This is a genomic window from Pseudoalteromonas sp. MER144-MNA-CIBAN-0113, from assembly GCF_040308965.1.
Classification (GTDB): domain Bacteria; phylum Pseudomonadota; class Gammaproteobacteria; order Enterobacterales; family Alteromonadaceae; genus Pseudoalteromonas; species Pseudoalteromonas tetraodonis.
In genome coordinates this window covers 23174-48923 of record NZ_JBEOOG010000020.1, presented here as the reverse complement: position 1 = coordinate 48923, position 25750 = coordinate 23174, and the positions used below count along the sequence as shown (strand labels likewise).

General features: G+C 38.8%; 19 protein-coding genes. 12 read left to right on the top strand and 7 right to left on the bottom strand.

Going from position 1 to position 25750, the window contains the following annotated elements; genetic code table 11:
• Positions 1 to 143: 143 nt before the first annotated feature.
• Positions 144 to 953, top strand: a complete 810-nt coding sequence (locus AAEY57_RS07500) for a thioesterase family protein (RefSeq protein WP_008464384.1) — start codon at positions 144 to 146, stop codon at positions 951 to 953.
• Here the strand turns inward: AAEY57_RS07500 and AAEY57_RS07495 are convergent, their stop codons facing one another.
• Complete coding sequence (locus AAEY57_RS07495) at positions 954 to 1724, bottom strand: substrate-binding periplasmic protein (RefSeq protein WP_290219028.1); 771 nt, start codon at positions 1722 to 1724, stop codon at positions 954 to 956.
• Positions 1725 to 1863: 139 nt separating this feature from the next.
• On the opposite strand from AAEY57_RS07495, the gene AAEY57_RS07490 reads away from it, so the two are divergent.
• The 3 genes from AAEY57_RS07490 to AAEY57_RS07480 are packed head-to-tail and all read left to right on the top strand — an operon-like array spanning position 1864 to position 5353.
• Positions 1864 to 3093, top strand: coding sequence for a paraquat-inducible protein A (locus AAEY57_RS07490; protein WP_008112361.1), 1230 nt, complete (start codon positions 1864 to 1866; stop codon positions 3091 to 3093).
• Positions 3090 to 4745, top strand: a complete 1656-nt coding sequence (pqiB, locus tag AAEY57_RS07485; protein ID WP_008112360.1) for an intermembrane transport protein PqiB — start codon at positions 3090 to 3092, stop codon at positions 4743 to 4745. Before AAEY57_RS07490 ends, pqiB begins: the two co-directional genes overlap by 4 nt.
• Positions 4745 to 5353, top strand: coding sequence for a PqiC family protein (locus AAEY57_RS07480; RefSeq protein ID WP_008112359.1), 609 nt, complete (start codon positions 4745 to 4747; stop codon positions 5351 to 5353). Before pqiB ends, AAEY57_RS07480 begins: the two co-directional genes overlap by 1 nt.
• Here AAEY57_RS07480 and AAEY57_RS07475 read toward each other — a convergent pair.
• Positions 5350 to 5865 carry a GNAT family N-acetyltransferase gene (locus AAEY57_RS07475; protein ID WP_350607249.1) on the bottom strand — a complete coding sequence of 172 codons (516 nt, stop codon included), beginning with the start codon at positions 5863 to 5865 and terminating at the stop codon, positions 5350 to 5352. The genes AAEY57_RS07480 and AAEY57_RS07475 overlap by 4 nt on opposite strands.
• Before the next feature lie 302 nt (positions 5866 to 6167).
• Between AAEY57_RS07475 and AAEY57_RS07470 the strand changes: the two genes are divergently transcribed.
• Positions 6168 to 7550 carry a Na+/H+ antiporter NhaC family protein gene (locus AAEY57_RS07470; RefSeq protein WP_008112356.1) on the top strand — a complete coding sequence of 461 codons (1383 nt, stop codon included), beginning with the start codon at positions 6168 to 6170 and terminating at the stop codon, positions 7548 to 7550.
• Between the two features lie 102 nt (positions 7551 to 7652).
• Here AAEY57_RS07470 and AAEY57_RS07465 read toward each other — a convergent pair whose 3' ends face one another.
• Positions 7653 to 10535, bottom strand: a complete 2883-nt coding sequence (locus AAEY57_RS07465; RefSeq protein ID WP_008112354.1) for an insulinase family protein — start codon at positions 10533 to 10535, stop codon at positions 7653 to 7655.
• Positions 10536 to 10688: 153 nt separating this feature from the next.
• On the opposite strand from AAEY57_RS07465, the gene AAEY57_RS07460 reads away from it, so the two are divergent.
• A complete protein-coding gene (locus tag AAEY57_RS07460; RefSeq protein ID WP_350607245.1) occupies positions 10689 to 11108 on the top strand; it encodes an MAPEG family protein in 420 nt (139 codons plus the stop codon).
• Positions 11109 to 11152: 44 nt separating this feature from the next.
• Here AAEY57_RS07460 and AAEY57_RS07455 read toward each other — a convergent pair whose 3' ends face one another.
• Positions 11153 to 11896, bottom strand: a complete 744-nt coding sequence (locus AAEY57_RS07455) for a peptidylprolyl isomerase (protein ID WP_350607242.1) — start codon at positions 11894 to 11896, stop codon at positions 11153 to 11155.
• 296 nt (positions 11897 to 12192) lie between these two features.
• Between AAEY57_RS07455 and AAEY57_RS07450 the strand changes: the two genes are divergently transcribed.
• Positions 12193 to 12387 (top strand): hypothetical protein, encoded by a 195-nt coding sequence (locus tag AAEY57_RS07450; RefSeq protein WP_008112349.1) that lies wholly within the window; start codon positions 12193 to 12195, stop codon positions 12385 to 12387.
• Positions 12388 to 12462: 75 nt separating this feature from the next.
• On the top strand, positions 12463 to 14082 hold the full coding sequence (gene ushA / locus AAEY57_RS07445) for a bifunctional UDP-sugar hydrolase/5'-nucleotidase UshA (RefSeq protein ID WP_008112347.1): 1620 nt from the start codon (positions 12463 to 12465) through the stop codon (positions 14080 to 14082).
• A 125-nt stretch (positions 14083 to 14207) separates the two neighbouring features.
• Here the strand turns inward: ushA and AAEY57_RS07440 are convergent, their stop codons facing one another.
• Positions 14208 to 15155 carry a hypothetical protein gene (locus AAEY57_RS07440; protein ID WP_008112345.1) on the bottom strand — a complete coding sequence of 316 codons (948 nt, stop codon included), beginning with the start codon at positions 15153 to 15155 and terminating at the stop codon, positions 14208 to 14210.
• The gene (locus AAEY57_RS07435; RefSeq protein ID WP_008112343.1) at positions 15155 to 16024 is read right to left on the bottom strand and encodes a type 2 periplasmic-binding domain-containing protein; all 870 of its coding nucleotides are present in this window, start codon (positions 16022 to 16024) and stop codon (positions 15155 to 15157) included. The genes AAEY57_RS07440 and AAEY57_RS07435 overlap by 1 nt, the downstream gene beginning before the upstream one ends.
• A 236-nt stretch (positions 16025 to 16260) precedes the next feature.
• On the opposite strand from AAEY57_RS07435, the gene AAEY57_RS07430 reads away from it, so the two are divergent.
• The 3 genes from AAEY57_RS07430 (at position 16261) to AAEY57_RS07420 (ending at position 23812) form a co-directional block, all read left to right on the top strand.
• Complete coding sequence (locus tag AAEY57_RS07430) at positions 16261 to 17115, top strand: S1/P1 nuclease (RefSeq protein ID WP_008112341.1); 855 nt, start codon at positions 16261 to 16263, stop codon at positions 17113 to 17115.
• 43 nt (positions 17116 to 17158) lie between these two features.
• Entirely contained in the window at positions 17159 to 20365 is a 3207-nt protein-coding gene (locus AAEY57_RS07425) for a TonB-dependent receptor (RefSeq protein ID WP_036985049.1), read from the top strand.
• Positions 20366 to 20692: 327 nt separating this feature from the next.
• A complete protein-coding gene (locus AAEY57_RS07420) occupies positions 20693 to 23812 on the top strand; it encodes a TonB-dependent receptor (protein ID WP_262976648.1) in 3120 nt (1039 codons plus the stop codon).
• Between the two features lie 54 nt (positions 23813 to 23866).
• Here AAEY57_RS07420 and AAEY57_RS07415 read toward each other — a convergent pair whose 3' ends face one another.
• Positions 23867 to 24412, bottom strand: coding sequence for a MarR family winged helix-turn-helix transcriptional regulator (locus AAEY57_RS07415; RefSeq protein ID WP_290191364.1), 546 nt, complete (start codon positions 24410 to 24412; stop codon positions 23867 to 23869).
• Between the two features lie 30 nt (positions 24413 to 24442).
• Between AAEY57_RS07415 and hmgA the strand changes: the two genes are divergently transcribed.
• Positions 24443 to 25744, top strand: coding sequence for a homogentisate 1,2-dioxygenase (hmgA, locus tag AAEY57_RS07410; RefSeq protein WP_273002633.1), 1302 nt, complete (start codon positions 24443 to 24445; stop codon positions 25742 to 25744).
• Positions 25745 to 25750: the final 6 nt, after the last annotated feature.

Genomic DNA, 25750 nt, shown 5'->3' with positions numbered 1-25750 from the left:
ATTTTTTTTAATTTATTTACTAAATAACCCTAAAAAGAGTAGGGATTGCTCATTTTTTGTAATTTGGGAGCTTATTTATTGTCTGGTCTGATGAGTTTGGGTGTGATATAAATTCAGCAAATAACAGCAAAAGGACATTATTTGTGCACTTTGAACAATTATTAAAACAAGCAGCCCAAGCGAGTCAGGAAACTGACCCGTTAACCAATACCATGCAGTTTCCTGCTAACTGGTGCCAAGGTCGTACTGCTTTTGGTGGCCTCTCTGCTGCGCTACTTTATCAAGCAATGCGCAATAAAGTTGATTCATCAAGAAGACTGCTTTCTTTAAGTACAAACTTTGTAGGGCCATTATTGGCTGAAAAACCGTTTTCTTTATCGGTAGAAATATTACGTGAAGGTAAAAGCAGTACCCAAGTGCTCGCCAAAGCGATTCAAGATGATGCGGTGTGTGTCATCGTGCAGGCCTGTTTCGCCAAAAATCGTAACTCATCAATTAATGTGCCGGTATCAAAGTCGTTAACCTTACACCCTGTAAACGAAGGCCATTGTTTAGGCTTTGTACCTGGGAAAATGCCAGAATTTTTTCAGCATGTTGATTTATGCCCGCAACAAGGCGCCATGCCGTTTAGTAGTGCGCAAACATCTCACCTTGGTGGTTGGATGCGATTTAAACACACGCCTGAAGAAATTACAGAAGCTCATGTTATTGCTCTTACTGACGCATGGCCGCCAACATTACTACAAATGTTTAAGCAACCTGCACCGGCTAGTAGCATGTCATGGTATTTAGAATTTGTACAAGCGCCTAATTTAGTGCCAGGTGAATGGTTGGGTTTTGAAGCAATCACTCATCATTCAAAAGATGGCTATGGCTTAGAAGATGGCTGTATTTGGTCGCAATCGGGCGAGCTTATTGCACTCACCCGCCAAACGGTTGCCTTATTTGATTAATTAAAGAGCAGTGAAGTCGCGCTGGGTATATTGCTTATCTAAGTTAAGCATTATGGTGCGATATTCACCGCTTTGAATTATATTTGCTAAGCCTTTGTCAAACTGCTGTCTCAGCAAATCATTGTTAAAATACGCAGGCCTTGCCGCAGGTGGAAAAATAGCATGAATAACAAAATCTTTAGTGGCATTAGTTTTTTGATATTCCTTTAAGTAGTGAAGAAATATACGCCTATCGAGAATAATCGTATCAACCCACCCTGCCATTAAATGGTGTATCTGCGCTTGTTGATTGAATACTTCTTCATAGCCTCTCAAGTTTTCCAAGTTATGACCAAATTCTTTGGGTAAATAAGCAGGCGCATTTTGAAATGCTAAAACACTTTTAGTCGCCAGATCGTAAATACTATTAATAGTGAAGTTACTCTTTTTAAGACTCACCACCACATTCTCATAACTAACAACCGATTGGCTTCGATATATGCCAGCAATTAAAATACCCGAGTAATTTAATGCAATATCAACATGGCCTTGGTTCAATAAAGCATCTGCACGCTGATTTGACATGTAATGTACATCAACCTCATTTATGTCTTGATTGTTAAGTGCTGCCTTTACAATCTCGAGCTGAATACCTGAATCATTTTCACTTATTACATAAGGCACAACAGTAGGGTTAGCCGCAATAATAACTCGTTGCTGCTTAATACCTTTAACAAATGCCAAGCTATCGCCACATAAACACACTAAGGCTAATAAAAATAGCACTTTCACACTATCACCTAATCCGTTTTTTTTTCTGTTGTTGGGGTTACTTTTCTTATTATATTGTTAGTAATTTAGCCGCAGTGTTTGTATTTAGCTATTAATTATAGCAATATTTAAATTATTGAATTAACTATAAGCTAACATTTTGCAAACTGCCTGCCCAAGCTGTGATCTTATCATTGATATTCCCGACATTGATGCAAAGCAAGTCGCACTGTGCCCTCGCTGCAACCATAAGATTCGCGGTATTAATGTTAATAATGACATCGAAATAGTCGCCCTGAGCCTCAGCGCACTGCTGATGTTGCTCAGCAGTATGTTTTATCCATTTATTTCTTTTAGTAGCAACGGTATTACCCAAACGATTACCCTACCTGACGCTGCTCGTATTTTATTTAATTATGATAGTGACCTACTTGGCCTATTTATTGATATCAGCATTATTATTTTACCTATGAGCTTACTCATTATTTTAATCCCATTGCACTTAGGAGCACTTAAAGCACTGCCGCAAGCAGTTGCAAGAAAACTATTAAAATTCACTTTAACGCTAGAGCCTTGGATCATGTCAGAAATATTTCTGATTGGTGTTTTGGTTAGTATGGTTAAAATAATGTCATTAGCTGATGTTAGTTTTGGCACTAGCTTTTTTGCCTATGTGGGATTTGTAGTTTTATATGTTAGTGCGTTAACACGGTTAAATCGTGCTAGGCTGTGGTCTCAAGTAAGCCCTGCCACTACACTTCAAAATACTTCAAACGCTGAGCGGGCTATTGATGAGAATATAAAAGCCTGCCATGTTTGCCATCAGCTGAGCGTTGAATCAATCTGTCCTCGTTGCCACAGTAAAACGTATTTAAGAAACCCCTACAGCGTACAAAAGGCAGCGGCATGGTTGGTTACTTCACTTATTTGTTATATCCCAGCAAATTTACTGCCCATTATGTACACTATTAGCCTAGGGGATGAAACTCCTGCAACCCTTATTTCCGGTGTAATTACCTTATGGAATAGTGGCTCATACCCTATTGCGCTGATTATATTTTTTGCAAGTGTAGTGGTGCCATTAGCCAAGGCGCTTATTTTAAGCTTTTTGTGCATTATGGTTACAAAGCCCGCCAACCTTTATACAAAAGGTTACACAAAAGTGTACCAACTAACTGAATTTATAGGAAAGTGGTCTATGATTGATGTATTTGTTGTGGCTATATTAGTCGCCCTTGTGCAATTAGGAAACTTAATGTCGGTTATACCTGGTTTAGGCATCGTCTTTTTTACTGTTATGGTATTATGTCAAATGATGGCAGCACACGCATTTGACCCTCGTTTACTGTGGGATTCACCTAAAAATAAAAACGCAGAGAATAAAGCATGACTAAAACAGCCAACGTAGCACAAAAAACACGGATTTCTGCGATTTGGATTATTCCAGCGGTTGCCTTATTTGTTGGTATTTGGATGCTTTATCAGTATCAATTAAATAAAGGGCAAACAATCTACATCACTATGCCGCAAGCCGAGGGCATTATTGCTGGTAAAACAGAAATTAAAGTGCGTAGTGTAAAAATAGGTCAAATAGATCACGTACGCCTCTCCAACAACCAAGACAGCGTAATAGCTCGGGCACAAATAGATAAAAATTACGATAATTTACTTACCGAAGATGCCAGCATTTGGGTTGTAAAACCTCGCATAGATGAAACCGGCATTACTGGTATGAGTACTTTACTTTCAGGGGTTTATTTAGAGTTTTCACCAGGCGAGAGCAAACAATTAAAGAAGCAGTTTAAACTTCAAGAAGAGCCTGCATTAATAGGCAAAGATGTACAAGGTGGACGCTTTAAGTTGCTCAGTTACAATGCAGAAGTACTCGATGTGAGTACTGGCATATTTTTTAAAAACTATAAAATAGGCCAAATAGAAACCGCCACCTTTGATTGGAAAAACCAAGCAATGCAATACGGTATTTTTATTAAAGCTCCCTACGAGAACTTGATCACCTTAAACTCTATTTTTTGGGTTAACTCAGGAATAGAAATAGATCTTTCTGCTGATGGCATAAATATTAACACCGGTTCACTGAGCAAGTTATTAAAAGGTGGTATTTCTGTCGGTTTACCTGACCAGCAAGCTCCCGGCGATTTGGCAAAAGACGGTCATAGCTTTTCTTTAAGTCAAAGTTACAATCAAGCTCTAGAAGAGCGCTTTTATGACTTTGATTATTACCTTATCGAATTTGAACAATCGATTAGAGGACTCCGTATTGGTGCGCCAGTAGAGTATAGAGGTACACGCGTCGGCACAGTGGTTGAAGCGCCCGCCAATGTAATTATAGATGGAAAACCGGCTCATTTTCGCGCTAAAAGTACCGCTGTCCCTGTATTGATCAAAGTGGAATATGGACGTTTATACCACAACAACGCCTTAGCTAAAGAGTATTGGAAATCAAGCATAATCGAGTGGATAAAAAATGGCATGAGAGCGTCACTTAAACCGGGTAATTTGCTAACCGGTGCAGTTTATGTTGATTTTGACTTTTATACCGACCCCCCTAAAAGCGAGCTTAAAAAGCTTGCTCAATACGATGTGTTTCCTAGTGTATCGAGCGGGATAACGGTGCTTGCTGACCAAGTGTCTGATGTACTGAATAAGGTAAATAATTTAAAAATTGAAGACAGTTTAGCCAAAATGCAAACTACGTTTAGCGAGTATCAAGCTCTGGCAAGTGAGATGCGCACGTTATTAAATAAGCCCGATACACAAAATTTACCGGGCGACTTTAATCGTAATCTCGAAAAAATAACTAAAAGTATGGAACAATTTGAAATAACCATGCGCCAGTTTGACAAAACCATGGCAAGCTATCAAGCAGGCTCTCAAATGCACTATCAACTTGAGCAAACACTGCTACAAATTAAGCGTTTAACAGAAGAGTTTCAGCCTCTTACCCGTGGCTTAAACGAGCAACCTAATATGCTCATTTTTGACAAATCACTACCTAACGATCCACAACCGAGGAAGCAATAATGAAAGCACTATTTTTACTTTTAACGGGTGTGATCTTTATCAGTGGTTGCAGCTCTGCTATTCAAACAACAATTCAGTATTACCAATTTGAGCAACCCATTAATGACTCTTCGCGAAATGTGCAAGATACACAGGCACAACTGCGCGTGCAAACAGTCACCTTAAGAGGCGCATTGAATAACCGGGGTATTGCTATGAAAGTAGATAGTAATCAAATCCATGCTGCTAATTATCATCTATGGGGCGAGTCGCCAGATGTTATGCTCAGTGCCAGCGCGCAGCAAACATTATTTAATACCATGACCAACTGGATGGTTATTAAAGGCTTACCCGTTATTACTGACCAACAGCAACAAACATTTTACGAATTAGAATACGAACTACACCACTTTAACGGTGATCTGCAAGGTAATGCAGATATTTCAGGGCTATGGCGTTTATACTACACTCACCCAGAATCGGGTAGGCGTTTAATAAGCATCCATAATTTCTCATCTGTTTTGCCAATTGATGATGATGGCTATGATTCATTGGTGGCGACTCTTGAAAAAATGTGGCAACAAATCAACATCCTTGCGGCAAAAGAAATTGAAAAAGCGCGAATTTAATTTCGCTCTGTATTAAGTAAATATACATCTACCGCAATGTTAGTGTTCTCTATAATCACTTGACCTTGGGTTTTAAAACCGAGCTTTTGTAATACATTTTTTGATGCACGGTTATCATTGCGGGTGATCGCCGTAACTTGTTTAATCCCCAAGTTTTGTCTATGGTTTAGCAAGGTATTTGCCGCTTCAAAAATATAGCCCTTTTTTTCAAAACCGTCTTTTAGCGCAAACCCTAAATCGGGATATTGCAGAACAGCTCGCTGATAAAACCCAACAATACCAACCAGTGTTTCATCATGTAATACGATTATATAAGGCCCAAAGCCATGCTGCTTATGGGCAGATATAAAACTGTCTTTGATGTATTTTTTAGCGTCGTCTAAGGTGTAAATACCTTTATCACCAATGTATTTAGTGAAATTATCCTGATTAACCAACTTAAATAACTCTGCCGCGTCTGCTATTTGTGCGAAGCGTATGTATAAACGCTCTGTTGTAAAAGCAATATTCAAAATAACTCCTGATAAATTTTTAACGACCCGATATTTTTTTATTGACTGAAATAAAAAAGAAGATTATTTTTGCGCCGATGTTTTTAAAGGCACAACAATAGCGGCATGCATTCCTTGCGCCGTCTGGCGCCAAAGCCAACGCGTTTCACTAAAACTATTAATTTAACATAATTTTTTAAGTGCCCTCCACGCGTGCAAAAGCAGTGACTTGGAAAATGATTTAACAACAAACTTATCATCTTCTTTGTTTTTGTATAAGCAGTTTACTTTTTAAATCTGCTTTTAATTTTGTGATCTTATAAATGCTTGAACCTTCTGCGTTAACTCTACTGCCGCCTGCGGTAGTGGTTGTATTGGCTGTTGTTTTACGCCGCCCTATTTTATCGTTACTGATTGGTGCATTAGTTGGCCTTGTTTTAGCTGACCCTAGCAAAGTTCTCTCAAATTTTGCCAGCACATCACTCAAAGTAATGACTGATGAAACCATTGGTTGGTTAATACTTGTGTGTGGCGGCTTTGGTGCGCTTATTGCCTTATTAGTGCGCACTGGAGGGGCTTCTGCGTTTGGTAGTTTGGCTTTAAAGTACACCCGAGGTAAACGATCCTCCTTATTTATGACCTTTTGTTTGGGTGTCGTGATATTTATTGACGATTATTTAAACGCGCTTACCGTGGGTGAAACCATGAAGCGGATCACCGACAAATTTAAAGTGAGTCGTGAAATGCTCGCTTACGTTGTTGATTCAACGGCAGCGCCTATTTGTGTACTCGTCCCTTTGTCAACGTGGGCTGTATTTTTTGGTGGCCTGTTAGTGGATAACGGCATTGCAGAAGAAGGCAAAGGCATTGCCGTTTACATTCAAGCCATTCCGTACATGTTTTATGCCTGGTTTGCGGTGTTGACTGTGGTGCTGGTTATTGCCGGCGTGATCCCTACTTTTGGCCCCATGAAAAAAGCCGAGCAACAGGCGCTAACTCACGCTCCTACTTTAGAGCCTGCGATTTATACTCAAGTACAAACCGCCGATGAATATGCAGTAAAAGCAGCGGAGGAACACTTTGAAGATGCGGATCCTAAAGGTAAGTTATATAACTTTTTGTTGCCGATTATTTTATTAGTCGCATTTACCGTATATTTTGAAATAGATGTGTACAAAGGTCTATTAGCGACAATGGCTGTCACTTTGCCATTTTATGCGTTACAAAAATTAATGAGCTTTAGCGAAATGATTGAGCGTATGCTGGATGGTTTTAAAAGTATGATCCCCGCAATTGGAACCGTGATTGCCGCCTTTATTTTTAAAGATGTATGCGACTTAATTGGCTTACCACAATTTGTGATTGGCAGCTTAAGCCCGTATATGACCGCTGGCTATTTACCTGCGGTGGTATTTATTGCGATGTCGATATTAGCGTTTGCTACGGGTTCAAGTTGGGGGATTTTTGCGGTTTCAATTCCTATTGTCATGCCCCTTGCGACGGCGGTTGATGCAAATATTCCATTGGTGATTGGCGCATTACTTTCAGCGTCTTCATTTGGTAGCCAAGCCTGTTTTTACTCTGATTCAACCGTACTAGCAGCACAAGGCTCTGGCTGTAATTTGATCAGTCATGCTGTAACGCAATTACCTTATACCTTAATTGCTGCAGGCTTTGCCATAATTGGCTTTTTACTTATGGCCTAACATGGCAATGGTAGCCATTTTACTAAAACCATAATTAACGCCGTTAAAACAAAACCCAGTCAACAATGGCTGGGTTTTGTTTGGTTTTTGAGTGATTTCAACTTACTTTTGCAATTTTATATCGCTGTAGTAAGCATCTAAACTCGTCACTTTAGTTTGGTTTGGTAAATCAGCAAACTCGCTATCACTAAACTTAGTGCCGCGTAGCTGCACATTTAAGCGGGCTGCTTGTGGATTTAACATGGTTTGCTGGTAGTAGTCTTTAATATCAGCAAGGGTGACCTTTTCTACTTCTGCAATTAGCTTTTGTTTTGAATCAAAATCAAAGTTTTCACGGTACCAATCGTTAATCAATGGGCTCATTTCGTCGCTTAAATTCTTTGGCTGTTCTTTTAACGAAACCAACGTTGCATTTTTAAGCTGTGCAAATGTTTCTTCACTCATAGCATTAAGCTCAGAAGCGTACTCTTTTTTGAACTTATCAAAGCGTACTTGAATTTCTTTTGGCCCTTTGACCGGCGTTTGAATAAACAAACCAATACCAGAGTAATCCTCAATAGGACGCGCTAATGCCCCTACCGCATAAGCTAGTTGTTCTTCGGTACGCATTTTGTCAAACGCGATTGTTCTAAAGTGCCCTTGTAAAACCGCCGCCTGCGCTTTTTGTTTATAACCTGGCGTTGGGTGAATGGTCATATCGACAACGGCTACATCGGCTACATCAATATCTTTGTGTAATACGCGCGCTTCACCTTGTTGTGGTAACCAGGCTTTACTGCGAGCAAACTCAGATTTTGTATGATTATTTGGTAAAATAGCCGTTAACTCAGCAGCAATGGCATCAATATCTTTTTGGTTATAGTTGCCATAGCTAAATACGCGTAAGTTATTATTCGCTAATGTGCTTTGCTTTAATGCTTGTAAATCAGCGAGCGTCAGTGATTGAGCTGCCTTAATGAGCGCGTCAGTATCAAAACTACCGGTTCGAGTCAGTTTTGAATATTCACTAAACGCTTGTGCATACGGGAACTGTTTTTGCTGATTGAGTAAATCACGTTGATAACGGTCAATCGCTTGATTAAATGCTTGCGCTGAAATTTTATCGTCAAATCCAGCTAACGCTTGTTTAAGTAAGGTATCTTGTTTATCGGTAAAACCACTTAATGATAAAACTAAGCCATTGCTTGAGCTTAAATTAACATTCATACCGGCAATAGCCGCTTCGGTTCGTAGCTGACTTAATTGAGTGTTATATAAATCTGCCCACACAGAATAAAGGACGGTTGAGTTAATATCACGCAACCCTGTTTGTGTGTTGATATACACCTCAACTAAACCTTTGGGTTGCTCTGCAAACTGCTGGCTTGCTTGGCGCCAGATTTTTACACCGTTTTTATCATAGCTAAGTTCTGGGTGTTTTTGCTCTTTAAAAGCCTGCGTTTTAATTGCAAAACTCTCTGGCAGTAAGTTGTTAACACTTGGTAAGGCTAAATTAAATTCACTTGGTTTTTCCCAGCTGGCAATTTCTGCGTCGCTAATATCACTAATTCGGTATTTACCATCATAAAAATGTAATTGTGAATCAGTGTCTTCTTGTTGAGAAATATACCAAACACGTAAGGTATCTGCGTTAAGTTGTTTTAGTACATTATTAACCGCATCAGCATCAAACTTAGCGTAGTAGTATGGTGCGTTTATCGCATGATTTAACGGATAATCTTGCATGCTTTGAGTCAGCGCACTGACGTAGTTAAACTCATCGCCTTTTTCTAAAAATTTAAACTGGTTATTCAAAGAGGTGCGAATTTCATTAAAGTACTTACTATTAACACCTTCACGTTTAATTAAATCAATATATTGCATAATAGTCGCAACAATGGCTTCGCGGTTTTTCATGCCCTCATCAGTCAGCTCTATGTTCACATTTAAAGAGCCATAGTTACCATATTGATTTGGTGAAGCAGATGCTGATAACTGCGATACCCAGCCTTTATCACGTAATATTTGTGCTGGGCTACCTGGCATTTCATTGCTAAGTAAATAGGCAACAAAACGATTAGGTTTTACTGCAAATTCAGTTTGATTATTAGTGATTGTAAAGTCGAGCTGTAATTGTTTAACGTCTTCGTTTGGCGAGTAAAAAACACGTTTACCACCGGCATTATCAAAATTTAGCTTGGCTGATACTTTTGGCTTTTCAATATTTTTATTTTTAATATCAGCGAAGTATTTTTCTGCTTTTTTCTGCATTTCTTCAAGTGGTAAATTAGAAATTAACGCCACTTTCATAATATTTGATGAATAATATTTATTATAAAAATCAACAGTTTCTCTGTGTAATGAACTATCAGCTTTATCGCCTAACGTTTCAAGGTTACCAATTAAGAATCGATTAGCTGGGTGTTCACCCATCATTTTACGTGCAAGTTTAAATTGGCCAAAAAAGTCCATTTCACGACGCATTGACCACTCAGCATTCACTGCGTTTTTTTCTTTTTCTGTATATTCTGGGTAAAGCTTAGGGGCTTTAAAAAAGTCTGAAAAGCGGTCTAAGCCTTCATCAAACGCATCGTTATTAATTTTAAACATGTAGTTTGTAATATCGAGCCACGTATAGGCATTATGCGCTCCGCCGTTTTTAGTCATAAAATCGGAGTACCCTTTAGTGTCAGGGTAGCGCTCAGTGCCTAAAAACAACATATGTTCTAAATAATGCGCCATACCTTGCTGGCTCATTGGGTCGTGCAGTAGGCCGACACCGACACTCAATGAAGCAGCTGATTTTTCTGCGCTTGGATCAGAAACTAAAATCACTTCAATATCATTGGCAAGTGTTAGTGTTTTGTATTCACGATTATCGTTAGGGCTTACAACAAGCGCTGGTGATAAAAGTGATGTTTGTGATGATTGAGAAAGAGTGGCGGTATTCGAACAACCGCTTAATATTGCCAGTGCAATTGCACTTAAGCCGATGATGTGTTTCATTTTAGTTATATCCATTGCTGTTAAATACGGGCTTAGTGTTATAAAAAGACTAAATCACTTATAAACTACCATTATCAATTAATACTATGCTACTAATTAGTACTTAATTGTGTAACACATTGTGAATAGTTAATATAAATAATAAGGTAAGTTATGGAAAAGATAATAATAATAGCCATGTTTGTGCAGGTAACACTTTCATTAGTTGTTATGGTGATTATGGGAAAACGTCGTTTTGCAGCGGCTAAAAATAAACACATACAGTTAAGCGACTTTGCTGCTATGCGCCTCGATAATGCGGGCGATCATGTGAGAGTAGCGGATCGTAATTTTAGCAATCAATTTGAAATACCTGTGCTTTTTTATGCGGGTTGTTTGCTTGCTTTACAGCTTAATATGGCGAGTGTCTCTATTGCAGTATTGGCGTGTATATTTGTAGCGACACGCATTATTCATAGCCTCATTCACCTTGGTAGTAATCATTTAAGAGCTCGTTTTAGAGTATTTTTGCTAGGCTGCTTAGCTGTGTTTGTAATGTGGTTTTTGCTATTGCTGGGTGTACTTTTAAACTAAAAAATAACAGCGAATTTAGTAATTCGCCGTTATTTTTTTAAAGTTTACTTAGCACGTTTTAAGCGAGGTGCTACAAGCAATAGTGCGCCTAATAACCATGCCATACTGCCACTAGAGTCTGAACTTTGTGGTGGTGTCACTTCTACGTTATCAATTAATGTATTCTCTTTAGGTGTTAAATTTTGTGCTGAATTAGGATCGTCATCAAGCACAACCACCGTTTGTATTGATACTAAGTTTTGATTACTAATAACCACATTTTCATCTGAACATTGCTCTTTAGTAATACCAACCAATGGTACCTCTGCACAATGAACTAAGGCCGCTATTTTATCTAAAGTTTCTTGGCTTTGTGCTGTTATTTGTCCGAAAACGGTAAACCCACCATTTTGTAAATCTAAGTTTTGGCTGTTATCACTCATATTAAAAAACCATTGGCTAGTGGCGCTGTTTTCGTTGCCGCCCTGCTTTGCCATGGCAATTGTGCCTTTTACATTTGAGTAAACAGGTTCGTTAATAACCGCTGGCTTGGTTGTAATGGGATCCATTTCATCAGAAAAAGTAAAACCTCCTCCTTGAATGACAAACTTATCAACAGAGCGGTGTATAACCGTTTGATTGTAGGCGGCATCATTAACATAACTTAGGAAGTTTTCTACTGTTTTAGGTGTTTGTTGATCAAACAAGTTAATTTCTATCGTTCCTTGACTCGTTTGCATTTCGACTATGGTTGCTGCGCTTGAAAAGCTCGCTGCAGTTAAAATTGACGCTAAGATAAGCTTCTTCATTATTATTCCTATTTTTTATTGTCATTAGGCGTCATAGAGTAGTGTTATTCATTTTATAAATCGATACATAAGTACTTAACGCTACAATTCATATCAAAGTAATTACACTGCAGTTACAACTGTTTACATTTTAATTTTAAACACATTATGGAGAGTTAATTGTCTGAGTGCCTTGATGTACATCACGGTGACTCTTTTTTAAATTAACTTTAAGCCTAGCAAGGTACTTAAAAAGCCCCTTATCAATCACTCTTTTTTTGTTATTATCAGCCTACACAGTGATAGGAGTAAATATAATGGCAAACAACACGACTATTTGTGACTTTGGGCTACACCAAGGTGAACCATACACCCAGCTTCCCGTCAGCTTTTTGAAATGGATGATTGATGTAAATCATCAAAAATCTCAATACGCACATGATGAGCTCGCACGCAGAAAACGGGTTGTAGAGCAGCAACGTGAAGCCTTATTGGCTGAAAAATATGAATAAGTGCGTTTTTTTAACCTCGAACTAGTTTAAACTAGCCGCCTACTATACTGAGTTTTGTTAATCGATAGGTATTTTATGCGTACTCTTGTTTTTCTCATTTTATTTCTTGGTTTATATGGCTGTGCCAGTGACTCTGTCAATAAACCTGCAGCACACTATTTAACTGTTCTTCATACCAATGATAATCATGGTCGTTTTTGGCATAATGAAAAAGGCGAATATGGTATGGCCGCGCGTAAAACCCTAATCGACCAGCTAAGAGCCGATGCAAAAGCACAAGGGCATCAGGTGTTATTATTATCTGGTGGCGATATTAATACTGGTATCCCTGAATCAGACCTGCAATTTGCTGAGCCCGATTTCAAAGGCATGTCGAAAATTGGCTATGACGCAATGGCATTAGGTAATCATGAGTTTGATAATCCATTAAGTGTATTAAGACAGCAACAGCAATGGGCTAACTTCCCTCTTTTATCGGCTAATATCTTTGATAAACAAACTAACGAAACTATTTTTGAACGTTATAAGATATTCAACAAAGGCGGCTTAACCATTGCCGTAATTGGGTTAACAACGACAGACACCGCTAAAATTGGTAACCCGCAATACATTGGCCACTTAGAATTTAAAGATCCGGTTGAAATAACCGCCTCACTTACCCAAACATTAAAAGCAAAATACAATCCTGACATTACCATTGCGGTAACGCACATGGGGCATTATGTAGATGCCAATTATGGAATAAATGCTCCAGGTGATGTTACGCTTGCCCGCTCTTTAGATAAAAATGCCCTTGATATGATTATTGGTGGCCATTCCCAAGAGCCAGTGTGTATGGCTGCAGAAAATGTCACAGATGAGAATTTTAAGCCAGGTTTAGCCTGTAAACCTGATCGACAAAATGGAACCTGGATAATGCAAGCCCATGAATGGGGTAAGTATGTGGGTAAAGCGGAGTTTAAATTAGAAAACGGTCAATTATCACTGCTAAGTTATCAATTATTGCCCGTTAATTTATACGTAGATAAAAAGCAAAAAGACGGTAGCGTAAAATCCGTACTTGCTGCAAATTACATTAAACCAGATCCAGCGCTACAAACCTTTTTAGCGGCGTACCAACAAAAAGGGGCAAAACAAATTGAAGGTAAAATTGGCTTTGTGAATGACAGACTCGAGGGTGATCGTAACAAAGTACGCTTCGAGCAAACTAACCTTGCTCGCGTTATTATTCGAGCGCAAATGAATACCGTAGGTGCCGATTTTGGCATTATCAGTGGTGGTGGTGTTCGCGATAGCATCAATGCGGGTGACGTGAGTTATAAAGACATACTCAAAGTACAGCCTTTTAAAAACCGTGTCGCTTATATCGATTTCAAAGGCAATGATATTTTAACCTATTTAAATGTCGTGACGCGTTTCCCACCAGACTCTGGAGCCTACATGCAATACCACAACTTAGCCTTTGAACTTAAAGAGGATCAAGTAACTAACGTGTTCATCGCCGGCAAGCCGCTTGATATAAACAAAACATACCGCATGAGTATTAATGAATATAATGCTTCTGGTGGCGATAGTTACCCTAAAATTACTCACATGAAAGGATTCGTAAGCACCGATGAAACGGACGCTCAGGCATTAAAACGATTTTTTGCAGAGCACAGCCCTGTTGATGCACATGAGTTTGCACCTAAATAGTAATCTGTATTGAACAGTGATGAGTGTCATTGATATAGTCATGACACTCATCGTTGAGGTTTATGTGCTAACCAAACCAATTTAAGCTCTCTTAATCAGAGTTATGGTTAAGTAGCAAAGCACGATTACTTTCCTATTATTTCTATATTTCCTTGACCCACATTTGCTAACCCATAACTGTGCATTCGTGAGCGTGAGCCCTCTCCAAATGCTTTCGGTGGGTAGTATAATCCCTTTTGCTCAGGGCAATCGTTTAACACATCATCCAGTGACGCACGAATTTCACTCAATGTTTTCTCTAGACTGTTATTAAAGTTTGGACGTTTTCTTACTGTATGACCAAGCTCAACTAAACGATAGAAATACTTATTGGCAAGCTCTATCAATTCCTCGGGTACATTCTTGTTATGATTAAGCTTGATCTCTGGATTGTTAGTGCAGTATTCCACAAGCGCTAAATAAAAACATAACGGTTTGTTTGCCAGAGCTACTTGGTGCTCCAAAGAAACGCTACTCGATAATGTTTTACTTTTTAAATCAATAATCAGGGTTAATGGTTTTGACTCTGTAGTATTTGATTCTGCGTGAATAACCTGCTTATCATCATTTTTGTTGATATAGGCTAATTTTATTAAGTACGTAAGTAATATACTAAGAATAAAAAGCATCCCATAAATAGCTACCACATCACCCGTAAAATACGGCTGTCTCAAAGAGAAAACGATGAACACCACACCATTATTACTATTTAACTCTCGAATAAACTCTGTGGAAGTTTTTAAAGAAGCATCAAATTCATGTTGTGGCGTTATAGCTACAACCTCAATATCGGTACTATTAATAAAGGTGTTTAAGGTTTGAATATAATTAAGTAAAGCTGCTTTATTACCTGAGTGTTTAAGCAGCTCATTTGATAAATCTAACAAAGGTAAGTCTAAAGCGATTTGTTTTTCTATTTGTATTATTTGTAATTTATTTACTTGCTGTTGTTTTTGTATTGTCGAAATATAAAAAACAGACGAGAAAAACAAGAATAAAAAAATTGTGCATATTATCCATATTAACCTATTCATTACGACTCCCCTATAAAGGTAACGGGGTAACTGTTGCACTGCCAATATGGCTCAACATTTTGATAATATTGAAACGATTGTTCTTTAGACATACTCAATAAGTGAGACTGTACAGCACAGAGTAAATCAGTATTATTATGCTGCATTTTTAAGTACCAACGGGTGCCTGCCACATTACTACTAATAGGCGTAATATAATTTTTTGAAAAACGCTGACTGTCACTTTCTCTCCAAAAAGAGGCAATAAGGTCTACTTCCCCGTTCGCCAATAATTCTCTCAACTCATTGTGTGAACTCGCATAGGTTATTTTTAGCTGAGCAATGTTTAGGCCTAGCTCTTTAAAGGCTTGTTTGGGTAAAATGTGTCCTGAGCGACTCGTTGGATAATCTAACAGACCGATTTTTTTATCTAAAAAATATTGTTTGCTGATCTTTGGTTTTTCTTTTGAAGAGATAAAAAACGCAGTGTAATCAGAAAAGCCAACCACAGGCTGATAGTTGTAAGTAGATTCAGCCTTAAACGCATCCATAATATTATTTTTCGCTAAAATTAAATCTGCAATACCTTTACCTACAAACTCTAAGCTATCAACGGTTCTATATCCCCAATAGCCAATGACAGAGCCATATTGCTTAGCCACAACTTTATCATCACACAAGTTTTTAGTAAGTAATTGAGCAACGTATTTTGAGGGGGTAAATACTATAAGTTGACTCTTATTAGCCGTTGCCGTTGTTTGACATGTCGTTGATGTCTCTATTATTACTGGAAACGTTATATCTTCCTCGCCCACAATAACTTGACCTGAAAACCAACTTAGCAACACGCCTAGAAACATAAATGTAACAATTGATATTTTATGCAACATTAACTTCTTAATATTCAAAAAGCACCCGTTTAAATTAGAGTAATAGCTCATTTGAACAATTTTAATTACTTATTACAACAGGTAATTTTACCTGTCAAACCCAAACCATTGAATAAAAACAATTTTAAACAAGAAAATATGAATTTTATTGAGTCCTTTCTATCAACTAAAAAAATGAGGACAATTGACCTTATCAGCGTTTACAAAATAAATGTCACACTAACTAGGATGCTTCAATGTACAAAAATGTAAAATATTCGCTTTCTTTAACACTTTTAATTAGTGCAATATTTGCAAGCACAGATTGTAATGCTTGGGGCCAAAACGGGCATCGTGTAGTGGGTAAAATTGCAGAGTCGCACATAAGCGAAACTACTAAGACTGTACTTATCCCCTATCTCAACGGTGAATCTTTAGCTCAGATTTCAACATGGCCTGACGAAATGCGATCTGCACCAGGTGACTTTTGGCAAAAAAAATCATCTCGTTGGCATTACATTAATGCTGATGACAACGCGACCTTTAGTTTTGACCACGACCACACTAAACACAAAGAATCAGTAACAAACATATTAGAAGGCATTCACTACTCTATCCGCGTGTTGAAAGATGATAAATCAAGCCTTGCGGCCAAACAGTTTAGCTTGCGTTTTTTGGTGCATTTAGTGGGTGACAGCCATCAACCATTTCATGCAGGAAGAGCAGAAGATAGAGGCGGCAATCGCGTTAAGGTTTCTTTTTTTAACCAACAAACCAATCTACATAGCCTATGGGATACCAAGTTAGTAGAAAACGAAAACTTATCTTTTACTGAATACGCTCAGTTTATAAATACCAACAACAGCGAGCTAATTAGTGAATATTTACAAAGTACACCAACAAGCTGGCTTGAAGAGTCGCACAACTTAGCCCTAAAAATATATGAATCAACAGAAGAACAGATTAGCTACGACTATATCTACAACAACACCCCTATTGTGAAAACACGCTTGCAACAAGCGGGAATTCGCTTGGCTGGATTGTTAAATACATTATTTGATCCTGCTAACACGCAATCAAAAATGGCCTTAACACAGCAAACACAAAAATAAATTCAGTTTCTAACTTAAATCATCTAAATGGGAAATCAACATTATGACTAAGCTTCGCCTTTCGAAATTAACTGGAGCAGTAATTCTTGCTCTAGGAGTTTCAACAAGCGCTATGGCTGCTGACACTTCATCTGCAATGCGTGGTAAAATAACCACACCTTCAGGTGCGAGCGCTGCAAACGTTAAAATTAAGGTTGTTCATCAACCAACTGGCACAATTAGTGAACTAACGACCAATGAAAGTGGTACTTTCATTGCAAATGGTTTACGTGTTGGTGGACCTTACACTGTGATCATCGACTCTGATACGTTTAACGATACCACCGTTGAAAATATCTTTTTAAACCTTGGCGAAACTTACCGATTAACGTCGCAATTAGCACCACTCAATATTGAAAAAATTGAAGTGTCTGGTTATAAAATTGTCCAACAATCGGGTGGTTCTAGCAGCACGTTTGGTGAAGATACCATCAACAACATGCCTAGCTTTAATCGTGACATTAAAGACATCGCACGTTTAAACCCACTTGCTAGTATTAATGGTAGCGGCGAGCTAACCTTTGCCGGTAGCAACCCACGTACAAATGGTTTAACTGTAGATGGTATTGGCCAAAATGACGACTTTGGTTTAAGTTACGGCGGCTACCCTACTTCGCAGCCCCCTGTAGCCCTTGATGCGATTGAGCAGATCTCTGTTGATGTTTCTCCATTTTCAGCCTCTAAAGGCAACTTTGGTGGTGGTACTATTAACGCGGTAACTAAGTCAGGTACTAACGAACTTAAGTTTTCTGGTTTTTACGAAACATCAACACCAGATATTGCTGGCGATGTAGACAGCATATCTCAAGTGTTTGCTGATAACCGCCCTGTTTTAGATGACGATGGTCACCGCACATACATTGTTGAACAAGTAGAACCTAACCAAACTGAAAAACGCTACGGTTTTAATGTTGGCGGCCCACTTATAGACGATACCTTATTTTACTTTGTTAACTACAATAAATGGTCAAGCGAACTAGATTTAGATTATGGTTTTGAAGGTTCAGGCGCAACCAACGAATACGATGTGAGTGAAGAAAGCTATAACCGTTTCCTTAATATTCTAAATAACGAATACGGCTTAACAGACTCTCTTGGAGGCGACCCTAAAGACACCAACGAAACATTACTTGTAAAATTAAGCTGGAACATTGCTGATGATCATCGCTTAGATTTTACCTATCAGTGGCAAGATGACAAAGATGAAACAAACTTTGGTACTGGTGGCACATCAGTTCAGTTTGCATCAAGTCGTTATACCTACGCAACCAAGTTTAATAACTTTGCTACCAAGCTATATTCAGATTGGAACGAAGACTTTTCAACTGAAATCGGTATTGCATACAAAGATGTATCATCGAGAAGTTTAACAAATTCTGATATTGGTAGCGTTAAAGTTGAAGAATACTTCCGCGGGCCTTCTTATAACTTTGGTACCGATGAGTTTCGCCATGCAAATAGCTCAGCAACAGAAAATTTAACACTTTCTCTTGATGCCACTTATTTAATGGACGAGCATGAAATTAACTTTGGTATGCAATATGAGTCGTTAAACTTATACAACCTTTTTGCAGCTAACTCACTCGGTTCATGGGAATTTGATAACTTTAATGGTTTCGAAAATCGTGAAGTAGGTAACTACAAAGGAAAGTACGATTTTAGCTACAGCAATGCCTTTACAAATAACCCTAATGACACCGCTTACGACGCAACCCGTAATCAATTAGCACTTTACATTGAAGATACTTTTTATGTTGGTGATGATTTAGAAGTAACAGCAGGTGTTCGTTATGAGCGTTTATCTTCTGATGATAAACCAACACTCAACGAAAACTTTTTAAACACCTATGGCTTTAGCAATCAAGAAAACCTCGATGGGTTAGATATTATTCTACCGCGTATTGGCTTTAAGTATTACGCTACAGAAGCATTAACAGTTAACGGTGGCGTGGGTCGTTTCCAAGGTGGTATCCCTAACGTTTGGTACAATAACTCATTCCAAAACGATGGCATTACTTTTGTAGATGCACCTCAAAGTGCTATTAACGATTATTATGCTAATAATCAAGCTGATATCACTCAAGTACCAGATGCCATAAAAGGCTCTTTAGTTCAAGGTGCAGGTAGCACAAACTATGTTGATCCTAACTTTGAACTACCGTCAAGTATTCGTGCACAACTTGGATTTGAGTACGACTTTGATTCTGAGTTACTAGGTGAAGGCTTTAAATGGCAAGCAGAAATTGCTTATCACAAAAAAGAAAACGAAGCTGTGTGGCATAACACCGCCATAAAACCTGTAGGTGTAGCGGCCGACGGCGAGCGTATCATCTATGAAAGTATTTACAGCGGTGATTTAGCTGATAACTTTGATATCGCAATGACTAACTCAACTGATGATGGTCGCTCTGTTATTATTTCAACAGCACTTGCTAAAGAGTGGGAAAATGGCCTTTATATTTCAGCAAGCTATGCACATCAAGATGTAACAGAAGCGTCTTCAGGCTCTTCATCACGTGCACAAAGCAACTATCAGTACAATATCACTAAGAGCCGAAATGAAGACTTTGCTGCCCGTGGTGCGTATGAAGTAGAGCATAGCTTTAAAGTTAATTTAGCGTATAACACTGAGTTCTTCAGTGGCTATGCCACAAGATTTAATGTGTATTTCGAACGTCGCTCTGGTCGTCCATTTAGCTATACTATGGGTATGTATCAAGATAGTGACTTAGGTGATACGCGTGACTTTTATTCAAGCTCAGCTTATTTAGCGTATATTCCAACTGGTGCAGATGATGCCAATGTAAATTGGGATGAATCAGGGCTATCATGGAGTGAACTTGAGACACTACTTAATAGAGCGGGTATTTCTGAGCGAGGCCAAATCTTAGACCGTAACTCAGGCACGCAACCATGGGTTACCACTATGGATATTAGCGTTAAACAAGAGATCCCTGGTTTTGCAAAAGGTCATAGCGGTGAGGTTTACTTTATGATTGATAACTTTGCCAACTTATTAAACAGTGACTGGGGCGTAGAAAAGCGCTTAGGTTTCTCTGACCAAGCAGTTTACGACTTTGGCGGGTTAGACGATCAAGGTCGTTATATAATTGATAGCAGATTTAATGGCGCTGATGTTCGTAACTATAGCCAATATCAAACTAGCTCATCAGCTTGGCAAGCTAAAATTGGTGTTAGCTATAAGTTTTAATACATAGCCTGTACATCAAAAACTCGTAAAATTAAAAAAGCCATTACATGCATGTAATGGCTTTTTTTATGGAAAAAATCACTTTTCATCTGTTTGTCATAAAAACTACTTACTATTTGAACGGTAAAATATTGAAACATAGATAAAATGCTAAATTTCATAAATAAAGTGTTTTATAATAAAAAAATTACAGTTGTATTTTATTTGTAACAAACAAATGAGGTACACTATGTAAGTATTTTGGGTAAAGTGTATTTTGCGGTCGCTTAATCCAAAATTAAAATAAAAAAGCTATTAAAAGTTTATTTAACTACACGGGAAAATAAAATGAAAATTCAACTTCGCAAAACAGCTCTATCACTTGCTATAGCAGCATGTGTTGGTGTGAGTGGTGCTGCAATTGCAAACGAAACAACCTCTGCAATTAAAGGTCAAATAAAGGGTCCTAACGGTAACCCTGCTGCAGGAACTAAAATTACTATTTTACACGTTCCTTCAGGCTCAGTTAAAACAACTGAAACTAATGATGCTGGTTACTTTACAGCTAAAGGCCTACGTGTTGGTGGTCCATACAGAGTAGTTGTAGATTCTGACACTTATGCAGACCAAGAGTTCAATAACATTATTCTTAACATTGGTAACGATTACCCGGTAAATGCTTCTTTAGAGAATATCTCTAACATCGAGCAAATTGTAGTTACGGGTGCCCCTATCAGTGCTATGTCTGGTGGTACAGGTCCTGCGTCTACTTTTACGCTAACGGATCTTGAAAACCAACCAGCTATCAACCGTGATTTAAAAGACATCATCCGTATTGACCCACGTATCACAATTGATGATAGCCGTGGTTCAATCAACTGTGGTGGTGGTAACCCACGTTACAACAGCTTAACGCTTGACGGCGTTCGCATGAACGATAACTTCGGTTTAAGCTCAAACGGTTACCCTACTATCCGTGCCCCTTTCTCTTTCGACTCTATTGAACAAGTTTCAGCTGAGCTAGCCCCTTTTGACGTTCAATACGGTGGCTTTACATCGTGTAACATTAACGCTGTAACTAAATCTGGTGGCAACGACGTTCACGGTGGTGTTTTCTTCGATTACACAAACGATTCAATGAAAGGCGACGAAATTGAAGGTAATGAAGTTGATAACGGTAACTACACTGAAAAACGTTACGGTTTCAACGTAGGCCTTCCGCTTGTTGAAGATACATTATTCTTGTTCACTTCATACGAAAAACTTGAAGGTGTTCGCCAGTTTAATTACGACGGTCTTAGCAGTGGTAGTGTTACAGCTGATGACGTATCTCGCATTCAGAGTATTTCTCAATCAGTTTACGGCTACGATGCTGGCGGTATGCCATCAAGCATGCCTGTTGAAGATGAAAAAATCTTAGTAAAACTAGATTGGAACATCAACGAAGATCACCGTGCAAACTTAATCTATAACTACAACGACGGTAACACAATTTCTCAGTCTGATACTGGTTCTAGCCGCGTTTCTTTATCAAACCACTTCTATAATCAAAGTGCTGAGTTTACATCAATCATTGGTTCTGTATATTCTGATTGGTCAGACGATTTTTCTACTGAAATTCGTTTAGGTAAATCAGAGCTAGATGCAACGGTTCAGTCATTAGATGCTGCAAGCAGCTTTGGTGAAATGCAAATCCGCACTGATAATGGTGGTACGGTTTACATTGGTCCTGATGATTCTCGTCAATCAAACGACCTAGATTACGACACAACTACATTTAAAGTTGCTGGTACTTATTACTTAGATCAACACACAATTACTGCTGGTTACGAGTTTGAAGAGCTATCTGTTTTTAACTTGTTCGTACAGCAAACAGAAGGTGAGTGGCGCTTTGACTCAATTGACGACTTTGAAGCAGGTCAAGCAGCGCGTATCTACTACAACAATGCTGCAGGTACTAATAACCCGAATGATGCGGCTGCAAGCTTTAAATATGCTCAACACACATTTTATGTACAAGACGAATACGCGTTTACTGACTTAGATGCAACAATTCAGTTTGGTTTACGTTACGACAAGTACACAAGTGACGACGTACCTAACTTTAACCAAAACTTCACAAGCCGTTATGGTTTCAGCAACCAGTCTACATTCGACGGTATTGACTTACTGCAACCACGTGTTGGCTTCCAATGGTATGCAACTGACGAACTTGAAGTTCGTGCTGGCTTAGGCTTGTTCTCTGGTGGTAACCCGAACGTATGGCTATCTAATTCGTATTCTAACGACGGTATTACAAACATTAGTACGCAGTTCCGTGGTGTAGATTTATTTAACACAGCTAACGTAAACGGCGGTACTCCTGGTTTTGACGTACCTCAAGAAATGTTCGATATTGTTGCAAACACTGAAATTGGTGTAGGCGATGCAACTGTTAATGCTGTAGACCCTGATTTTGAAATTCCTTCAGAGTGGAAATATTCACTTGGTGCTACATACACAACTGAAGACGAATACGTAATCTCTGTAGATTACTTATACTCGAAGAAAAAAGACGCTGCATTAATGCGTGATATCGCACTTCAAGATAGCGGTGAAACTACGTTTGATGGTCGCCCAATTTACGAGTCTATCGAAGGCCGTGGTAACGAATATTTATTAACTAATGTTAGTGGCGATAGCGGCGATTCTTCAGTTATCTCTGCAGCAGTTAGCAAAATGTTTGATAACGGCGTTAACTTCAGTTTTGGTTATGCATACACAGATGCAGACGATGTAAACCCAATGACTAGCTCTGTAGCCGGTTCTAACTATGGTAACATCGCGCTTACTAATCCAGGTAACCCAGGTGTTGCGTCTTCAGATTATGAAATTCCGCATCGTTTTACTATGACGCTTGGTTACAAACATGAGTTTGTAGATGGCTTTGAAACACGCTTTAACCTTTACGGTGAAGCATACAAAGGCCTACCTTACAGCTTCACGTTTGACGGAAGTGACCGTAATGTATGGGGCGATAACAACTGGAATGGTAACCGTCAGTTATTATACGTTCCACTTGAAAACGATCCTAACGTTGTATACGACATGTCTGCAGCTGAAATCAATGAGTTCAACGACTTCATTGCATCTGAAGGGCTTAAACGTGGTGAAATCGCAGGTCGTAACCAACAAAATGCTGACTGGTTTGTTAAGTTCAACTTTAAAGTTACACAAGAATTACCAGGCTTTATGGAAGGTCATAAAGGTGAAGCATTCTTTGTAATCGACAACCTTACAAACATGCTAAATGATGACTGGGGCGTTCTTAAGAAAGGTCCTTTCGTAGGTGCAAGCATGATCTCAACATCTTTAGATGACCAAGGTCGTTACGTTTACTCAGGCTTTAACGGTAATAACGCTAATACTTCAGTACAAACTGGTGCTTCAGTATGGGAAATGCGTGTAGGTGTACGTTACACTTTCTAATCTAAATTGTCAGATTAGTTAAAATTATAAAAGCCCATCATTTGATGGGCTTTTTTATGCCTGCAATTTATTTTTTAGCTTATTAAGTACGCTTATTAATAAATCTTGTTCATGTGTGTTCAACGAAGCCAATAGTTCTTTTTCCCACCTTAACGCCTCGGGTACTATTTTTTTATACATCTCCTTTCCAGCTTCACTTAATGAAAGTATGGCTGCGCGCTTATCCTCTGAATTAATTTGAGTCATTAGCAACTTTTTTTCTACTAATATTTTTATTGCACGCGACACGGTCGATTTATCCATATCTGCCTGCGTACATAAATTTTTGGCATTACTTTGACCAAATTGCGCTAAATTCGCCAAAATTCGCCATTGAGGTATCGTTAAGTCAAATTTGCTCTGGTATACCTTAGCAAGGTCATTACTTACCAAACTTGCTACATTAATTAGTTGATATGCTAAAAAAGTGTCTAAATCCAGTTTCATTGTTATCCCGTTAAATAGGTTTACTCGCTGTTCATTTATATTTACATACACATTCATTGAGCAATTTGAAATTACTCTCACTTGAGAGTATCTTAACTTAAATAAATAAAACATAAAACTAGCCTTCTCTCACAGGAGTCAGTAATGGCAGAACAGTTAAAGTACATGACCGGTTTTGGTAATGAATTTGAAACCGAAGCGCTACCCGATGCCTTGCCTATAGGGCAATTTACTCCTCAAAAAGTTAAGTACGATCTTTACACTGAACAATTTAGCTCTACAGCATTTACCGCGCCTAGAGCAGCTAACCGCAGAACATGGCTGTATCGGTTACGCCCTTCGGTAGTGCAAGGTGATTACACCGCTGTTGATAACGGCTTGATTCGAACTGCGCCTATAACTGAAGCCGTAACACCTCCGACTATGCTTCGCTGGAACCCCGTTGAAATTCCTACAAAGCCAACTGATTTTCTAGATGGACTCATAACAATGGCTGCTAACGGCAGTGCTAATGGGCAATCTGGCATCGGTATTCATGTTTATGTTGCTAACAAGTCTATGGTCGATCGCTACTTTTACAACGCTGACGGTGAAATGCTATTTGTACCCCAACAAGGCGAGCTACTCCTGCATACAGAATGCGGTAAGCTCTGTGTAAAACCAGGTGAAGTTGCAGTCATACCCCGAGGGATGAAGTTTTCTGTTGATTTAATACAATCAACGGCCCGTGGTTATATCTGCGAAAACTATGGTCATGCTTTGGAGCTTGCAGAGCGAGGCCCTGTTGGTGCAAACGGCTATGCCAACGACCGTGACTTTCAATACCCAGTTGCAGCTTTTGAAGATAAAGAAGGTGATTTTGAACTGGTGTCAAAATTTAATGGCAACTTATTCAGCTGTGAGATTAAGCATTCCCCTTTCGATGTTGTTGCATGGACAGGTAATAGCGCGCCTTATAAATACGATTTATCGCGATTTAATGTAATGAACACAGTAAGCTTTGACCATCCGGATCCTTCTATATTTACCGTTTTAACCTCGCCATCAGCTACTGAAGGAATGGCTAATGTTGATTTTGTTATTTTTCCACCGCGTTGGATGGTTGCTGAAAACACTTTTCGTCCGCCCTACTATCATCGTAATATCATGAGTGAATTTATGGGGTTAATTGAAGGTGTATATGATGCAAAAGAGCATGGCTTTGTGCCAGGTGGCGCAAGTTTACATAATTGTATGTCTCCGCATGGACCTGAAGCGGATGTATTTGAAAAAGCATCTAATGCGGAACTGGTTCCACAAAAATACGAAAATACCTTAGCGTTTATGTTTGAATCCCGTTATGTCATTTCACCGACTAAATACGCATTAGAAGGTAAAGAGCGCCAAGCTAATTACACTGACTGCTGGCGCACAATTAAAAAACACTTTAACGGCAATCAAGGGTAATTAGAT

What these genes read in the sequence shown, in the direction of transcription:
- pqiB (WP_008112360.1), top strand. Translation starts at nt 3,090, where the DNA reads ATGACTAAAACAGCCAACGTAGCACAAAAAACACGGATTTCTGCGATT.
- AAEY57_RS07480 (WP_008112359.1), top strand. Translation starts at nt 4,745, where the DNA reads ATGAAAGCACTATTTTTACTTTTAACGGGTGTGATCTTTATCAGTGGT.
- AAEY57_RS07470 (WP_008112356.1), top strand. Translation starts at nt 6,168, where the DNA reads ATGCTTGAACCTTCTGCGTTAACTCTACTGCCGCCTGCGGTAGTGGTT.
- AAEY57_RS07465 (WP_008112354.1), bottom strand. Translation starts at nt 10,535, where the DNA reads ATGAAACACATCATCGGCTTAAGTGCAATTGCACTGGCAATATTAAGC.
- AAEY57_RS07460 (WP_350607245.1), top strand. Translation starts at nt 10,689, where the DNA reads ATGGAAAAGATAATAATAATAGCCATGTTTGTGCAGGTAACACTTTCA.
- AAEY57_RS07455 (WP_350607242.1), bottom strand. Translation starts at nt 11,896, where the DNA reads ATGAAGAAGCTTATCTTAGCGTCAATTTTAACTGCAGCGAGCTTTTCA.
- AAEY57_RS07450 (WP_008112349.1), top strand. Translation starts at nt 12,193, where the DNA reads ATGGCAAACAACACGACTATTTGTGACTTTGGGCTACACCAAGGTGAA.
- ushA (WP_008112347.1), top strand. Translation starts at nt 12,463, where the DNA reads ATGCGTACTCTTGTTTTTCTCATTTTATTTCTTGGTTTATATGGCTGT.
- AAEY57_RS07440 (WP_008112345.1), bottom strand. Translation starts at nt 15,155, where the DNA reads ATGAATAGGTTAATATGGATAATATGCACAATTTTTTTATTCTTGTTT.
- AAEY57_RS07435 (WP_008112343.1), bottom strand. Translation starts at nt 16,024, where the DNA reads ATGTTGCATAAAATATCAATTGTTACATTTATGTTTCTAGGCGTGTTG.
- AAEY57_RS07430 (WP_008112341.1), top strand. Translation starts at nt 16,261, where the DNA reads ATGTACAAAAATGTAAAATATTCGCTTTCTTTAACACTTTTAATTAGT.
- AAEY57_RS07425 (WP_036985049.1), top strand. Translation starts at nt 17,159, where the DNA reads ATGACTAAGCTTCGCCTTTCGAAATTAACTGGAGCAGTAATTCTTGCT.
- AAEY57_RS07420 (WP_262976648.1), top strand. Translation starts at nt 20,693, where the DNA reads ATGAAAATTCAACTTCGCAAAACAGCTCTATCACTTGCTATAGCAGCA.
- AAEY57_RS07415 (WP_290191364.1), bottom strand. Translation starts at nt 24,412, where the DNA reads ATGTTTTATTTATTTAAGTTAAGATACTCTCAAGTGAGAGTAATTTCA.
- hmgA (WP_273002633.1), top strand. Translation starts at nt 24,443, where the DNA reads ATGGCAGAACAGTTAAAGTACATGACCGGTTTTGGTAATGAATTTGAA.